Source organism: Bradyrhizobium sp. BR13661 (assembly GCF_029892425.1).
In the GTDB taxonomy this organism is placed as follows: Bacteria; Pseudomonadota; Alphaproteobacteria; order Rhizobiales; family Xanthobacteraceae; genus Bradyrhizobium.
The window spans coordinates 359,066-374,939 of the sequence record NZ_JARXWB010000005.1 but is presented as its reverse complement, the minus strand read 5'-3'; the positions used below and the strand labels follow the sequence as shown (position 1 = coordinate 374,939).

Genomic DNA, 15,874 nt, shown 5'->3' with positions numbered 1-15,874 from the left:
TACACGGCCCGCCGTTTTTCGCCCGCGACGCGGGTTGCCTTGACGGCCTGGGGGCCGCAGGCCCCTCTTAAATCGATAGATTACTCATCGTTGCGACTTGGAGAGGAAAAGCGTAGGGGTTGAGTCGGTCGGAGCGATCAAATGAACGAGTTGGATTCCATTCTTCAACGGGCGACGGCTGCGATCGAAGCCGGTTACTTTCAGCTACGTGTTGCTGGTGCAGATGCTCAGATTTATCGCGAGCGTGTCTATTGCTACGAGCTCTATCATCAGATGCGCCTGTTTTGGCCGAAGGAAGGATATCCATTCGTCTTAAATGGAGAGGTTGATAAGAGCGGTCATCGAATACTTGGCCCGAGAGGGGTCGGCGGTATCCCGGATTTTCTGGTTCACAGGCCAGGCGACATGAAGGGAAACCATGCAATAATTGAAGTGAAAGCGCCGACTGCCCGAGATCGTCAGATTAAGATCGATTTGGATAAACTGAGGCGCTTCGTCAGAGGTGCTGAATACGAGCGAGCCATTTACCTTATCTACGGCACTGAAGCGGAGCGACTGATCGAGCGGATTTGCGAAATGGCGAGATCGACGCCAGGTCTCGCGCCGATTGAGCTTTGGCTTCACCGTCAAGTTGGCGAGCCTGCGAAGTGTCTGACGGTCTTGCGGGGGTCGAGTCCCAAAAGAATTTCAACGCGATGACGAGCAAACTCAAACCGGATGAGGAATTTGTCGCGCGATCTCTCGCCACGCACTTCGATGGAATATGGTCACCGGGAGAGAACCCGCCCGACATTTATCTGGAGATTGGGAGTGGCGCTGTCGCGGTTGAGATATCGATCCTGACGCAGCATGTCGTTGATGAGCGCGGCGGAACGAAGCCCCGCCTTTCCGAAGATTCGACCGCGTTGTGGCTCGCGAATGAGTTGGAGAAGGAGTTGTCGGCGATCATTTTGGCCGGTCGCGTGTTCGTCCTGACGCTACGGGCTCCAATTTCGAATGCACGTCGCACAAAGGAGGCGCTTAGAACTAGGCTCCTTAGCCTCGCCGCAGGCAACGGGGATGAGACGATTGACGTCGAGGAGACAATCCTCGGCAATCGCATTGGCGTCCATCTCACCTCATACGATGGATCGGATCGAAGGAAAGTGCTCGCTGTAGTCGCTAACCGAAAATCTGATCCGCACATAGGCTCTAACGCTCGCTCCATCTTGGAGGAGAGAATTGTAACGAAGTCGGATAAGTGCAGCTCCTTTGCTGCTAAGACGCCAGTTTGGCTTGCGTTGCTAAATGACTACTTTCTTGCTGATGACGAAACCTACAGACAGGCACTCGCGCAAATATCGGCATCGCATATCTTCGAAAAAATAATCCTGATATCGGGAAACGGGTCTGTAGCAACGTTATACGATGGGACGGCATGAAGCCTATCGCGCAAGGGATCGTTACCGAATGGCCAAGACCCGCTCTCCCGCGCGCGGGATCTTCGGGGCTTGGTGAGCGCAGCGAGTAGAGCCCGTCCGGCAGAGCCGGATGCGTACAAGAAGGCGTGCTATACTGCGTCTAGGAGAGCGCAATGTTTCGCAAAGAACTGCCGCGCATTTACGAGCTTCGCGATCTTTTACCGGACCCGGTGCCGCTTGGAGCATATTTTCAAAATCTCGAAGAGTCCTTGGCGAGGATACCGCAAAAACTAAAGCAATTCCGGGATATCGAGCGCGACCTGGAGGGGCTCGATCCCGAAGCGTGGGAAGCTCTGAAATCAGATTTGAAGCCCCTGCTAGCCGCCAAGCACCCAACGCGAGGTTGGCAGAGCCTCTTCGACAAGCTCAATGAAGCAAAAGCATACAACTACCTAAAGAATGCAGGCTGCAGCGATGTGCGCTTTATTCCCCGTTCGAAGATAAGTGGGCAGCGAACGCCAGACTTGAGCGCGAGCAAGGGCGGAACGAAGACGCTTTGCGAAGTCAAAACTATCAACCATTCGGAAGTCGAGGCGACGCGCCGACACAACGGCGGAGTTGGTGCGGTAACGGATCGGCTTGAACAAGGGTTCTTTGACAAGCTTTCGGCGGACTTAAAAAACGCCAAATCTCAAATGCTCGCCTACGACACGGATGCGTCCACAAGGCGGATCGTGTATGTGATACTCAATTTCGATGATCATCTGCATGAGTATTCCGACCGATATCGGGAGCAGATCGATGAACAATTATCTTCTTGCACGCCCGATGGCCTTGAGGTTGTGCTGGAGAGTAAGCCGCCATTTTACGGGGCAATGATCTGACGCATGATCTTGAGCGACGAAAACACATGGCCGACGGACGTCATCAAATATCTTGAGCGCGAGGAAGGTACGTTCCGTGCTTGGGAGGAGCAAAGCGCCGGGCTTAGCCCCGCGCGCATAGTTAGCGGCCCCGAATACGATGCAGCCCTCTATGGATTGAGAGCGGCGCTCGATGCCTGTGAATTGCGAGGTTATCACTGCACGCGCCTGACGGAATCGGAAATTGGCCATATCGTTGCCAACGGGATGCAATTGCCGAGCGGCTCAATGCTCCGGAAGCGTATTCATGCGCTTCAGGGTGATGGGCTGATCGACGCCACAGTCGCGAAGAGGCTTGTAGAGAAGAACCAAGCCGATGAGGAAAATCGCGCCGGGCGCATTTGGTTTTGCTTTTTCCCACCCTATCTGGCGGGCGAGAGTGGTATTGAATCGTTACTGCGCTATTGGGGGGGCGAGGCCCTTTATAATTTGCATGACCGAGACCCGGAGACTGAGCCGATCCTGGCGCGCATTGGCACGCCGTGCCTGATAGAAGCCGATGTGCCGATCAGTTCGATGAAAGGACCGAGCTTTCTTGACATGAAAGTAGCGCGGCAATTCTTGATGCGGCGCGGCTTTCGGTCGTCGGAACCAGTCGAGCACGAAGATCGTGCCATAAAGGCAATTCCGCCTCAAAATATCAAGCGGATCATCCGGTATCCCGAACGAGATTTCATCAAGCTGACACGATGTGACGAGTGGGAAAAACCGCTGAGCAACGGATGATCCTGCAACTTACCGGATCGCTGGGCCTCGGTCGGTTGCACGCCGCTCCGCGAGAAACTCGTCGAAGATCTGGCGGATGGTCCTATCAACAAAGTCCTTCACGCAACTGCCAGTCAGCTTCGACAACGCGGCAAACCGGTGTTCTCGACTGGCCGATATAAAGAACGACTGGCTGGCGGCAGCAGCGGCGGCGTTGAAATCGAAGGGATTGGGGGGCTGTTCAGGAACCCGGAGGCCGACAAGAAGCTTGTCGGGCGAGAGCGGCATATAGACGGTCCGAAGTTTTTCTAGATCGGCGAGCATCAAAGGCTTCGGGCCCTGATCGTCGTCTTCGGCGAGCGCTATGCAGTCAGGTAACAAGCATCCGCTATCACGGGAAGGCGCGATGCGCCAGAAAAGTGTGCTTAGGAACTCAATCCGTTTGTCAGGCGCCAGCCCCGCTGCGAGCGCCTTATTGTGAGCCAAGCGCGCGCGTTCCGACGCTTCGCTCGAAAGGGATGCGAGGGCAGCCGCCAATTGTGGGATATGGTCGGCGAAGATAGTCTTGAAGTTTTGTTTCACAGCCATATGGCCGAGCTGATAGAGCATTTGAGACGGCAAACCGAGCGCTGCGAGTTGAGGGTTGCTTGCAAACTCCGCGTCGATAGCGTTCTTTAAAGCTGGCGAAGGGGTATTCCCGTCGTAGCCAAGAATGGCACGCAACGTCTCTTCATTGCAAAACATTTCGATTGCGTGACCCAGGATCGCCTGTACCCCCAGCGTGAAGGTGCGCCGCAGATGATCATTCCTGATCGTGAGATGCGCGACAAGCTCCGCTGATATTTGTGGATCACAAGGAGTGTCAGGCGTCAGATTCCTTAACCCTTGGATAGAACGAGCCGCTTTATTTTCGTAATCCGTTATCTCATCATCGAGTGTCCTTGATCCATCCGACGATTGCTCCGAATAGAAGTGCGGTTCCACGGCAACTTCGTCCTTGATGAGAGCTAGGCGCGGCTCTTCGTCTTTCGCATAAAGCCAAACCTGACTCTGCTTTTTGGAGCCGCCGGGTACGCGAAATCCGCGGGTGAGAAATTGTGGAATATGGTGTTGAAGAGCGCCAGCCACTGGCTATTCCCGTGCCGTGAATAGTTCGGCGATTATCTCAGTGACTGCCTTGAAGGGTTCGAGGAACAGAGGCGGGTTGAGCACCGTGTCACTGCCGTGAGCGAACATTTTTCGTAGGTGGTTGATCCAGCCTATTTCAGCCGAGATCAAGCCCTGGGCTTTTGCGGTCTCAAGCAACTCTGGAAGCATAACAGGCGGGCGCGGCTTTCCTTTCCGATCAAGACGTCCTTCGAATTGACTTCCGATGCGTAAGCGGAGGGCCAACTCAAGGCACGGAAAGGTCTGACTGGCGGCGAGCGTGAGCAGATCATAGGAAAAGTAAGAATAGATGTATGCGTGCCGCAGGCCGTCGTGCATGCGTCGCACGCTTTCAGGAACATCCTGCGGAAGGGCTAGAGCAGCCATATCCTGGTGCAATGCCTCCATAGTGGAGCCGATAAAACCGGCGGCTCCGGAGTAATAGGGGTCTGGCAAGTGGAGGCTCTGGATGTCCTTAAGCATGACGTTCGGAATAATCCTTTCGGTAAATACGCAGCAGCCGTATGTGCTGATTTATCTTGACGTGGATATTCGCTCCTTGGTTGCAGTCTTGCGCCGCAACTTCCCAATGTCAAAGCAGGTCGCACGGTTAGGCACAGTTCGGTTCATGTACTGGCCCGTGACGCTTCCTCCACATCCCAACCGGCGTCCATCCCGTCCTTTTTGAGACTACGTCGCACCGTTCGTCGGCTCCATGGCTGCAAGCGCTAAAGCGCTCGTCCTCTGCGTTTCCGTCGCAAGCGATGCATCCGCCTCTCTCGTTGCGGGGGCTCCGTCAGAAAGGCCGCGATTGGCGCGGTCGAAATGATGGAGGAAACGATGAAAGTGCTGACAATCAGCGAACTGTTGCGCCTGACCCGTACCGAGCTTTGCGGCCTCACGGCGCAAATCACGGCCAAGCTACTGACCTTTCGCGAAGGATCGCCTCAACGCACTGCGGCTTATATCAACCTGCGGAACATCCGTGCCATCCTGGCGCGCCGCGACTTCTCTCCCTGATCACGCAAAGCCCCTGCCGGTTTCCGCCGGCAGGGGTTGGCTGCGCCGTCAGAACAGCGGAAGCTGCCGGTCATTTCGGGCATTCTGGTGCGAACGCAGGGATGCGAGCACGACCTCACGAGCATAGTCCTGCGGACTGTCGGCTGCCGTCACTTCGTCCATGGGGGCGAAGTAGCTGCGATAGCCGGTCTCGCTGATGGGTATCCGGCGCGGCGGCTCGTGCGGACTACGAAACTCGAAATGACCCGTGTCGGGCATCCAGTTCGGTTGGTAGGTGACGATCATCTCCTGCGCCTCGACCACGAGGGAGAAAGTGATGACGCTTTTTTTAGCCTTGCGACGGGAAGAGGTGCTCATTGAGCACCTCCGGCTTCTGCCTGCTTGTTGCCCGCCACGCGGACGACGATTTCGGCGTCGTTGAGCGGCAGGTAGTCGATGCGAAGATTGAAGCCCTTGGCATCAGTGTGAGCCCACATGGCTCCGATGGGTTGCCAGAACTTGCTTTCGCCGGTCTTGGTCACCGCATAGACGCGGTGCGTCGGGCGGGGCGCGTTGGTCTTGGTCGTCATAGTCTTGTCCTTTCGATTTTGAGCCCGCCCCAATGGCGGCCTCGATGCCCGTTTCAAGGCCGAGGCGGAAAGGCGGGGCTGTCACAAGCTGTCCGAAGGACACCGGAGGCGCGGAGCTGCACGGAACGCAGTGCAGGAAGCGAGCGGCTTTGACAGGCCCGCGCGCCTCGGCAAAACCGGGCACAAAGAGAGGACGCCTTGCGGGATGGGCTGAATGTTTGAGAAGCTCGACATGACGGAATAGAAGAGCGTCACGGCTAGACATCCCTAACGGGAGGGGATAACGGCCAAACCGGATGCATAACCTCGCCTCTTTCGGCAATGCTATTGCGACAACCGAGCCGCGTTGTTAGCGTGTCGTTCGACCAGAGGTATGGGCGCGAAAGCCGTTGATCGATAAGGTCTCAATGATAGCAGAAGCCGAAGCTGAATTTCTTACTGCCTATAAGTGGGCCATCGTTCGGATGGCGACCTGCATTCCTGCGTCGGCAACACCGAACCCGCCGCTGCTTGTTTTCGCAAGCGTTGAGTTTGTCCATTCTGGCCGCCCGCAGCCGGATAGCACGCCGCTAAATAAGGATGTTCCGCCGCATATCGAAGGCTCATCGGGCCTGCGCGTTTACTTTCGACGGGTAGGAATGAGATCGAGCGAGGCGCTTGGCTGGTATCTCGACGCATCGAAAGGCAAACTGACTGTACCGATACCGGCCGCTCCTGACGAGCGGGGGAGATTCGATGGAGGCCCTCTTAGCGGTCCGCCTGTCATTGAAGAGCCGCGATGGCCGCGCCTTGCGTTTCCGGTTCCGGATCAATCGCTTTTCGGCGGCGTCCTGCGAGCTTATCCAACGCCGTTTCTCGGCGCAGGAGCCGCACCTGCCCGGATTCATCGGTTGATGGCTTCGGCTGATCCATATCTCGACTCTCTCGCCGACGATCTTCGTGCATGCGATTGGTTGGCGCCGCGCATTCACTTTCGCATTGAAGAGTACCCGGAGCTTCTGGGCAGCCTTGTCCTTGTGGCACCTGACCCGCAGGTGGAAAAGGTTTCGCAATATTTTGTTCGGGATGCAGAAAAGAACGAGCGGCTGGTAACCCAGGTGCAGGCGAGGCCAGGCCAAAAGCTCGATCACCTCCAACTGACAATCCTTGAGGAACGCTTTGGAGCGATTTCGACGTTCCGCCAACTAAACATGCCGCCGAACGGCATTGTGGTGACGGAGGGGCCAGCCGAAATCAGGGCCTCGGGATATTTCCTGAGCCATTCCGAGCGCGGACTAATTGACTTTCAAACTCCGACGCCTTTTATCCGCACGGTAGGCTTCTCCATGGAAGTCGCGTCACGGACAGTCAAACTCCAGACCCGCGATAGCAAAAAGAAGAACGCGGACGTAAAGGAACATCAGATAACCGAGCGGATGCCGCCGATCAGTAACCTTATCGGAGATACCGCACGGCAGCCTGATCCTTACACCCGCTTCTGGGACGCCGCAGCTGACCGCAACGTCAGCAATCAAGCGCGTAGCAGCGACCAGCGCTGGATTGACGACCCGAATGAAGGACGAAAATTCATTCGCGGCCTGATCGGAGGTGCGAGGCACGACGTTTTGATTGCTGACGGCTTTTTTGGCGGTGAAGAACTCGGAAGTTACCTGCACTTCGTCAGGCGGCTCAGCGTGAACATCAGGGTGCTCACGTCGCGCGAGGCTTTTGGCCCGGACCGTTCCGCAGCTGTCCAGCAGATGAAAGCGAGTATCGCCAGCTTTCACCAACGCGGCTTCAAGAATGTGATTGTTCGGGTCATGGAAAATAGCGGTGGCATGCCGCTACTCCATGACCGTTTTCTCGCTGTTGATGGGGCTGCCTGGTTCACGGGAAATTCATTGAATGCGATCGGACAGCGCGAGAGCCTTGTTATCAAGCTGCCTGACCCCAAACCGGTCATCAGGCGACTTGAGGAGATTTTCGAAGGCGAGTCCGAAGACTTCTTTTCGTTTGCGGAATCGTAGGCACAGGCAATGGCTTTTAGAAACATCCTTTCCCCGATCGTCGAGACTAAGCCAGCTACCGGCTTGGCTCCGCAAATTCTGTGGCCAACGATGGTGCTGAGAGAGCGAGGCTATGTTGAGGCTGATTTGGAGTTCTTTCCCGAGAACGACTCGTACCATGAGCGGTTCAATCGCGGAATTGGTGGCGCAATGTCGCGCGCCTTCAAGGATGCCGTGCGTGTCGCTCGTGAGCGCGTGTGGCTGCTCGACGAGCAGTTGCTTCGCGACGATCTATCCTACGAGCGGCTTGGTGAGCTGTTCTATGAAACCAGCGCATGGGACCTCCGGGTTGTTACTGCATCGAAAGCGGGCGCGCTTGAACGAGCCGAATTCCTGCGAGGGCTCGAGCCGGACTTGAGGGCGAGAGCACTTGGAACTCCACCTCAAATTAAAGTCTATCTGAACTTCAATAAGGCCGTGAAGGGTGTGCCGGAAGTGCATGATCGTTTCGCGATCGTCGATGACGTGCTTTGGCACTGCGGCGCAACGATTGGAGGCCTTCATAATCAGATCAACGCAATGACGTTCGGATGGTCTGCGCACACGACGCGGGCCGTCGAATTTTTCGAGGATATCTGCAAGCTGCTGGAAGAGAACGATGGCCGAGCCTCTTGAACTTCAATGGCCGTTGGAGGCCCATCCGCGGCAGGACCCCGCGCTCGCGTTTCGGATCAAGGAGTCTGAACGCGTACTTGCTCCGCTCAAAGATGCGGAATGGCGATCGGATTCGATTAACGCTGCCGTAAAGATACTGGAAGAAGCTACCATACCGGGATTTGACCAGCAGAAGCCGGATCTAGATTCGGTTGCTGAAGTGCTTGGTCGCGTTGTTCCGGAATCGGCTAAGTCGAGCGATGTTGCGGTAAACCAGGTTCTCGTCGATTCAGTAATTGGAGAGGCGGTAGGTTGGCTGCTCGTTCGAGAACCGAATCGCGACTCGTGGACGTTGGCTACCGGCTTATGGTCTCACTTCCCCGGCATGCTGGCAGCGCTCGGTGTTGTCCTGAAAGATGCGTACGAAAACGACACCGAGTTTCGAGCGGATTTTGACGATCTAGCAAACGCCGTTTTCGATCAAGCTGCGACGGGCGGTTCAACGGAAGCGGCACCCAGCAAAAGCGATCTCGGACAACTTGCCGACCGTTGGCGGGCTGCCCCTAATTTGCGGGAGGTATGGTCCGGTCTGCATTGGATGAGGCATGAATTTGGTCCAAGCGAGGCACGAATTCTCGCTCACATTTACCTCAAGCTGAATGCACCGGTGCTTGCTGGATTGCTCGACCGTTTCGACAATCCTTACCAGATATGGGACATACTGACGGGTTGGGCAAATCTGGGTCTCGATCGCAATTTTAGTTCCTGGGCCGCAATGCTCCGATGGGCGGAGCCAGCCTTCGGGGAGGATGGAAGCTGGACAGGCAGGACGCTGGAGCCTCTCTTGTTGCAGATCGCTGAGGAAGCTCTGAAGCAGGCGCGTTTACCGAGAGCGACGCCCGAAGACCTGGTCAAAGAGCGCGGTCTGGAATTCGACAATCTCACGAAGGGGATTGCTGAGATCATTGGCCAGAAATCTGAAGGCGGTCCGCTGGCTCTTCGTTGGGGCGCACAACTGTTTCGCTACAGTTCTCAGGGCACTGACGCGGAGCCGTATCCGCGAGACCTTCGGGATGCGGCAACCCCTCTATGGCGGATGCTTGAGGCTCTGGGCCGGTCCGATGCGGCTGCTGCTTGGAACGACATCGCGATCCCGGATGCTGTGCCTGAAGATGCCCTGTGTTTATTGGCGGCCAAGACGGTTGCTGCAGACGAGCGAAGATCGCAACTTCCGGACATGAAGCCGCTGCTCGATTGTTGCCCCGACGGACCGGAAAGCTTCCTAGGCTTTGACGCCATCGGGAAGCGCATGGAGACCATGCCATTCCTAACCCAAAACACGCGGCCCGACGCGCTGAGATTTCGCGTATTCGCGTTGCTCTTTTTTCAAGGCAATCCGGTCGATCTTTATCGAAAACTCTGGAAGCGAACGCTTACGCTTCGCGAGCTAGCCGAGCACTGGCACTCAGGCGAACAGAACGATGGTCGTACTGACGCGCAACGCGTCTTGGCGATGATTTTGGCTATCGGAATGAACCTCCTGGACTTGTATGCCGATGTGCGATCCGCAAGCACCGGCGCTTTCCCGCGAAGCACTGAAGAATTTGGACTGCTTTTCAAGGCCGTCTACGACAGTCTCCGCGAGGTGCAGGCGATTGAGGTTTTCCATCAGCCGTTTTGGTCGATCCTCTTCACGCACTTGCTCGTACGCCGTGTGATCTATGAGAAACCGCAGATAGGCGATCTTGTGTTGGAAGCGCCCTTATCGCCAACGGCACAGCCGATGCTATCGGAAATGCTGGCTGACATTGCGGGCTTGAAGCTGCCGTTCTTTCAAGCGTTGGAGAACCTCCTTCGTAACGGTGTTTCCGCCGATCGTATAGCGATGGAGTTAAAGTCGAGGGGAGTTGATCTTGCTACGTGGATCGATGCCGCCAAGCTTCTCAATGCAATCGATGAGAGGCGCCCGTACCGGATTGAAACGCTTCAGTCGATTTTGTGAGCTATCGTGGTGTTCCAGAGCTGAAACCGTCGTTCAAAAGCCCGATAATGCTCGACGAGCGCGTTCCTGCAAGGCAAGCGCGGCGGGGAGCTGTTTCGAGACCAAGAGTCCGACCAGCGCCAGGAAGGCGTCGCGTGCCGCCGTGTCTGACCGCAACGCTGGTGTATCCTGAGTAAGCGTCACATTAAGAAACTCGGTCAATGCATCGCCCATTGCTGGTCGGTACCAATCCGGTGTCTTGACCGCCTGCTGGAGCCATCCCAATCCCTTCGTGCGCAGCGAACGCGCGCTGGAGGATGCGAGGAAAAAACATAAGCCAGTCACATTGTCGTCTTCGCGCGAAAGCTGCTCGTGCGCCCAGCGCTCGTAGTAATGCGCCATCTGGCTTACAATGTCTTGAAAGGCTGGATTTCCGTCCAAAAGGGCTTGAGACCCGAAACCGAGGATCTGCCGTAGCAAAGTCTGGCCATAATACCAGGGCGTTCCTTTCCCCCATTCTGGTGCATCGAGTGCGTATTCGATCATCGGCTGCCAACGTGCGGCAAACTCGGTAGCTTCGAGGCGCGTCGTCTCAAGAAACCAGCAGGAGACGAAATGCCCAACGGCGTAGTGACCGGCCGCGCCCAATTTGAGGACTGGCTCCCACAATTCCCGGGCCTGAGACCCTGAAGCTCGCACCATCATTTTCGCGATAGTTTGAAGGACGCTGTAGCCGAGCTGATTTGGTAAGGGATCATCCTTGTGTCCGGCGCGCGGCCGGTGATTGAGCCAAACCTCAAACGCCCATAACGAACTTATTATATGCCGCTGCTCTTGAAACGCAGCTTCATCGTTCCACAACGGATTGGGTTTTTCGCCTTGCCACAACAACCAAGCGAATTCGGCCTCCAGAAAATCCCAATCCAGGCCGGCTGTCCGGCGTTCGTCCGGATTCCGGCCACGTAGGGCGTCTCCGCGCCGGAACTCGCGACGCCATTTTACCTTTTCCAAGCGTTCAAGGCGCTTTGCGATCTCGACCGGTTCGATTAACGCGGGAGTCGCGGCGATCCCGTCAAGTTGGCGGCTTCGAAGCCACTTGAGCCATCTTATCCATCGGGTTCCTTCGTCAGCTTGGTAGCCGTAACGCGGCATCAGCACGGAGAGCGCCGACCAGAGCAGTCCAAGATATAGAAGACGCCACCACCGCTCGCCCAGTTCCAGTCGGTACGCAAAGGCTAGGTGGAAGAGGATCGTAACTCCAGCCTTGTTACCGCTGCTTACGATCTTGAGAACTGCCGCTTGCGATTCGGGCGTACCGGTGTCCATCCATTGCTTGAAAACGGCGTGGGCTGCAAACTCCAGTGCGCTGATCGGGTCGAGGCGCGACGCGCGCAAATCTTCCATAGTCGTTGGGATGCCGGCGATGACCTCTTGAATTATGTTCGATGACCGCCCCCGTATGGCGGCGTGAGAGTCGAGCCAATTCGAGCCGCGCGCTAAAAGTGTGCTCGCAACAGCAACGCGCGCTCGCGTCTTAAATTCCTCATCGATGTCTGATGCGGCGTCGATGATGTCGAACATCCGTGATAACGCCTCCAACGCCGCATCGGCCAGCGACGCGCCGCTGTTCAAAACCCGGCTGCACCATTCGGGGATTTGCAATATCTGCTGCCCCGGCACGTTGGCCTTCTGGAACGCCTCGATGTCGCGGGTGAGCTCTGGCGGATACGAGAACTGGTAATTGCCGTCGGTCGTTAGCTGATAGTTGCGACCATCGATCTCTGCGGCAAGGATGCGCAGTTCCAGAGCACGTTTTTGGTCCAAGGGAGCCTGCCACTTTGCCGTAGCTTCGTTCAGGAAAGAGGCGAATTCTGCGTCGGATCGAGCAAGTTCGGCAACCACTTCGCGCATCGATTTCTGGCGGTATGGCGCATTGTGCCACTCGCGCGCCATATTGAAAATCAACTCGCCCTGCCTGGCCCAGTGCGGCGCAACAAACGCAAATTGAAGTTCAGACGATCGCTGGTCGTCCCAACGGTAGATTTGCTCTCGTGTGACGAGTGGTCTTAAGACACCTCGGAACAAGTCCGGCTTGTATTTTCCAACGTTCGTTAGAACGCCAAGCAATCCAGCCGACGTCGTCGTAAGCAATATGCGTTCTAAGTCAGGTTCAACGCTGGCACCTGAATCGATCTTTAGCGTGAGACAGCGCTCCAGTGCTGCCAGCGCGGAGTGCAGTTGACCTGCACTGTTAGTGTTGGTCTGGGACCACGTAAAAGCCCTTGCTCCTCCTAAAAACACATGTTCGGCGTCATCGCTGAGAAAAACGCTGGCCGAAGACGGTGTGGCCGATTGGTGCCGTCGCAATTCGGCGATCCATCGCTCTGTGCAAAAGTCAGTTAATTTGAAGAGCGCTTCAAGCGCGGTATCCCAACTAATCTGTAGAAATGAAAAGAACGGACTTTTCCAGTAAGCAGTTGGATAAGACTGCATATCAGATCGAAGACCAAGCCCGTCATCAAAGCGACCGCTGCTGCTGTAGCTTTCTTCCGGATCGCCCTCGATGAGTGCTGCCAACAACACTTCCGCTGCAACATCAGCGTCCACGCGCATGAGCGGGATTAAAGCGCTTCCGTTGGTGCAGCACTCCGCGAACTGACGGTCGATTACTCCTTTAGGACCGAGAGGCCACGGCGGAAGCCTGCGGCCCGACGAAATAGAGGTTGGAAAATTCCGTCGGCTTTCGAAGCGCTGACGGTATTCCGGATCGTTTTTAAGCTTCTCCTGATGTTCGCGTGACTTCTGCTGCCGATGCTCATCAAGTTTTTGTGCGGACTCGGCGTTGAGCGGTCTGCGCCGCGCCATCTCCAGCGCCCAGGCCGACACTTCGTTCGGTAAATCGGGCGCCCCCGACAGCGCAGCGGGAAAAATCGCCTTGCCGAAATCGCCGACGTACATGGTGTCTCGCTTGAGTTCCTCAAGCTGTAACGTACGGGCGGTCGCTAAGGCCACCTCCGCGAACTCCCTTCTAAAGGGTATCGGCTCTCCCGACGTGAAAGTTGCGGGTAGGCTAGTCAGCCATTTCTGGCACGATGCTGCCACGGTTGTCGAAACCAGCGCCGCAACACGCTCACGATGAGCGCGGAGAAAACGGGCGATCGCTGGCCATCGGGCTACAACGGGGGTGCGGAACTGCGTCTCGATGTAAAGTGTGAAAGACGGATCATTGTTCAGCGCCCCCGCTACGATGCTTTCACCTCCGCCGGGCGTCGTCGCTATGTGCTGAAACCGCTTTAGCAGCCTGTCCAAAAGTCGGCCATGATTTTTGAGGAGCAGATCCGCGCGGGCAGAAAGGAACGTCTCGGCAAGCGGATCGAGGCAAAGCGCGTCGAGTAGAATATCTGCGGCCAAAGTCTTCTTCTGGTTCTCCAGTGTTTCAAATGCCACGTCCCAGGCAGTTACGCTATCGACGATTTCCCGCAGCAAAAAGCTGCCGAGCATCCGGAGCGCGCCGATCCAGAGTGGGCGATCAGCATAGGACGCCCATTGCTCGGGCTGGTCGGCGATCTCCTTGAGTCGCTGAAAGCGGGACCATTCGGCGGCCAAATCGTGCTGGAATTCGATTCGATTGCGAGCATTGATCCGGAGCGGCATTCGCGTAGGCCGCTCGTCCATTGCGGCGGCATCTACGGGATCGAGCTTGCTGACTTCAAAGCTATGCTCGAAGTTTGCCTCGCGCTCGGCGAGGCGAACGAGAAGATTTTGGAATCGGACTTTTCCTTCAGTCCAATAGCGCCAAAGGTGATCAGCGATGGCGGCGGGCGATGCCAAAGCTCGAACGTCGGTTGGCTGAAAGCGAGTGTCGGCTTGTAATACCCAAGCGAGCGTTCTTAGGTTGCTCAAAGCGGCTATGATCTCGTCATGGGATGCTGCCCAGCTAAGGCGCGGCGATGATCTCAAGGCCGCCTTGGTATCGTCCTCTGAAACGGGACGAAGACCGAGAGTTGCCGGTTCGGCCGAGCCGACGATTGCCTGAAACGCCCCCTCGGCCCAAGCTTCCGTTTGGCCGACGACAATCACATGCCATCTGCTTGGTCCACCACCCGCACCAGCTTTCGTGATCGAAGCCAATAGGTCTCGCGCATCGTTGTGTACTTCGGGGGGGAGGCGTTCCGCCGCGTCGATGATCAATACATTGTCCGGCTGGCCCGACGCTTCTAGTACAGCGGAAAGGGGGTGGGTCAGTCCGAGTGCTGCGCGCTCTTTGTAATTGAGCGCAGCCGCAAATTGGTCTGGACCGAACCAAACCTGGCGCCAACCCGTAAACTTCTGATCGAGCACGGTCTTGACGAGCGCCGATTTTCCACTGCCTGATTCTCCGTAGAGAACCGCGATCGCATTTTGCGAGATGACAGTTGCAGCGGCTTCAATTTCTGTTGTGCGATCAATGACGAATTTATTGGGAAGAGTGGACTCGATATTCTTCTTATAGTTCGCAGTGCTCGTTTCAAGGGCTAGCCATGACGACGCGTAGCTCGGATGATCTTTCAGATCGAATTGCTTGGAAAGGCTCTCGATAACGCTGCTGATCTCGATCGTGCCGTGCCCCAATCGGGCGTTGCGCACGATGTCAACCAACGCCAGCCATAGCTTGTTACCATTAGCTAGTGTGCCGTCTTTGAGTAAGTTTCGGCAGCGTGAGATCGATTGCCTGCGATAGTTGGAATCAGACAGGTCAAAATCTGTTGGCAAGACTTCGAGATGACGGATAAACGCGATAAGCTCCTCGTCCCGAACGGTTCCCTTGAGCTTTTTTATTGGCGTCTTGACGCTATCGAAGACGCGCCGATGCCGCGCGGTGCCGGCGATACGGGCGAGAGCTAGTTCGGCATCACCAGACCAAAGTTTGATGTCAGCCCAGAGTGGGGCGAAAGTCGTATGACCAAGCCCTCGTGTTGCAAGCAGCAGGCAATCTTGCCCGCGTATCATTTGACCTTTGCCTTTTTGGCACCATTGCTTCCATGCACTCAGCACGAAGTCTTTGGGCAACCCTGACGCTGAAACTTGCGCGCTGCTCTTGCAAGAGACTGCTACGCGGCGCTGAGGCTCGGCGTCATGCTGGCTCGTCGCAAGCAAATCATCTATAAACCAGCCCAACTCTTTCGTTTGGCTCTGCAAACGACTGCCGATTGCGTCCACGAAGCCCGGCATGGCTTCGCCCATCATCATCTGAAGGAGCAGATACGCGCCGATTTGGTCCTCGAAGGCAAAGCCGGGGCCTGCGCGCGAACGAGTAGTCGCGACGGAGGGCTTGGCCGTTTTCTTTTTAGTTTTTGGCCGTCCAGTTTTCTTGACCGCCATGCAAGGCTTGCGCTCCCTGGCTGTTGGTGCGGGCGGCCGGACTTGAACCGGCATAGCTCTTTCGAACCGAGGGATTTTCTTACCAGCTACGGCTTTCGCCGCCGTGCCTTGGCGCGTTCGCGCTGTCGGC

13 protein-coding genes are annotated in these 15,874 nt (G+C 56.4%); 8 read left to right on the top strand and 5 right to left on the bottom strand.

Annotated elements, in window-relative coordinates; all coding sequences use genetic code 11:
- Positions 1–141 precede the first annotated feature (141 nt).
- The 4 genes from M2427_RS11505 (at position 142) to M2427_RS11490 (ending at position 3,049) form a co-directional block, all read left to right on the top strand.
- The gene (locus M2427_RS11505) at positions 142–699 is read left to right on the top strand and encodes a methionyl-tRNA formyltransferase-like protein (protein WP_280706398.1); all 558 of its coding nucleotides are present in this window, start codon (positions 142–144) and stop codon (positions 697–699) included.
- Complete coding sequence (locus M2427_RS11500; RefSeq protein WP_280706397.1) at positions 696–1,421, top strand: hypothetical protein; 726 nt, start codon at positions 696–698, stop codon at positions 1,419–1,421. Before M2427_RS11505 ends, M2427_RS11500 begins: the two co-directional genes overlap by 4 nt.
- Before the next feature lie 152 nt (positions 1,422–1,573).
- Positions 1,574–2,284 carry a hypothetical protein gene (locus M2427_RS11495; RefSeq protein WP_280706396.1) on the top strand — a complete coding sequence of 237 codons (711 nt, stop codon included), beginning with the start codon at positions 1,574–1,576 and terminating at the stop codon, positions 2,282–2,284.
- A 3-nt stretch (positions 2,285–2,287) separates the two neighbouring features.
- Complete coding sequence (locus M2427_RS11490) at positions 2,288–3,049, top strand: hypothetical protein (protein WP_280706394.1); 762 nt, start codon at positions 2,288–2,290, stop codon at positions 3,047–3,049.
- A gap of 9 nt (positions 3,050–3,058) precedes the next feature.
- Here M2427_RS11490 and M2427_RS11485 read toward each other — a convergent pair whose 3' ends face one another.
- Both M2427_RS11485 and M2427_RS11480 read right to left on the bottom strand, forming a co-directional pair.
- Positions 3,059–4,156 carry a DUF4238 domain-containing protein gene (locus tag M2427_RS11485; RefSeq protein WP_280706393.1) on the bottom strand — a complete coding sequence of 366 codons (1,098 nt, stop codon included), beginning with the start codon at positions 4,154–4,156 and terminating at the stop codon, positions 3,059–3,061.
- A gap of 3 nt (positions 4,157–4,159) precedes the next feature.
- Entirely contained in the window at positions 4,160–4,657 is a 498-nt protein-coding gene (locus M2427_RS11480; protein ID WP_280706392.1) for a hypothetical protein, read from the bottom strand.
- A 357-nt stretch (positions 4,658–5,014) separates the two neighbouring features.
- On the opposite strand from M2427_RS11480, the gene M2427_RS11475 reads away from it, so the two are divergent.
- Entirely contained in the window at positions 5,015–5,194 is a 180-nt protein-coding gene (locus M2427_RS11475; RefSeq protein WP_280706391.1) for a hypothetical protein, read from the top strand.
- A 48-nt stretch (positions 5,195–5,242) separates the two neighbouring features.
- Here M2427_RS11475 and M2427_RS11470 read toward each other — a convergent pair whose 3' ends face one another.
- The gene (locus M2427_RS11470; protein ID WP_280706389.1) at positions 5,243–5,551 is read right to left on the bottom strand and encodes a hypothetical protein; all 309 of its coding nucleotides are present in this window, start codon (positions 5,549–5,551) and stop codon (positions 5,243–5,245) included.
- Positions 5,548–5,763: a hypothetical protein gene (locus M2427_RS11465; RefSeq protein WP_280706388.1), complete on the bottom strand. Its 216-nt coding sequence runs from the start codon at positions 5,761–5,763 to the stop codon at positions 5,548–5,550. The genes M2427_RS11470 and M2427_RS11465 overlap by 4 nt, the downstream gene beginning before the upstream one ends.
- A 389-nt stretch (positions 5,764–6,152) precedes the next feature.
- On the opposite strand from M2427_RS11465, the gene M2427_RS11460 reads away from it, so the two are divergent.
- Genes M2427_RS11460 through M2427_RS11450 form a run of 3 tightly spaced genes read left to right on the top strand, consistent with a single transcriptional unit; the run spans position 6,153 to position 10,404 of the window.
- Positions 6,153–7,769 carry a VPA1262 family N-terminal domain-containing protein gene (locus tag M2427_RS11460; RefSeq protein ID WP_280706386.1) on the top strand — a complete coding sequence of 539 codons (1,617 nt, stop codon included), beginning with the start codon at positions 6,153–6,155 and terminating at the stop codon, positions 7,767–7,769.
- 9 nt (positions 7,770–7,778) lie between these two features.
- Positions 7,779–8,423, top strand: coding sequence for a hypothetical protein (locus M2427_RS11455; RefSeq protein WP_280706385.1), 645 nt, complete (start codon positions 7,779–7,781; stop codon positions 8,421–8,423).
- Positions 8,407–10,404: a hypothetical protein gene (locus M2427_RS11450; protein ID WP_280706384.1), complete on the top strand. Its 1,998-nt coding sequence runs from the start codon at positions 8,407–8,409 to the stop codon at positions 10,402–10,404. The genes M2427_RS11455 and M2427_RS11450 overlap by 17 nt, the downstream gene beginning before the upstream one ends.
- Before the next feature lie 33 nt (positions 10,405–10,437).
- Here the strand turns inward: M2427_RS11450 and M2427_RS11445 are convergent, their stop codons facing one another.
- Complete coding sequence (locus M2427_RS11445) at positions 10,438–15,744, bottom strand: ATP-binding protein (RefSeq protein ID WP_280706383.1); 5,307 nt, start codon at positions 15,742–15,744, stop codon at positions 10,438–10,440.
- Positions 15,745–15,874 lie beyond the last annotated feature (130 nt).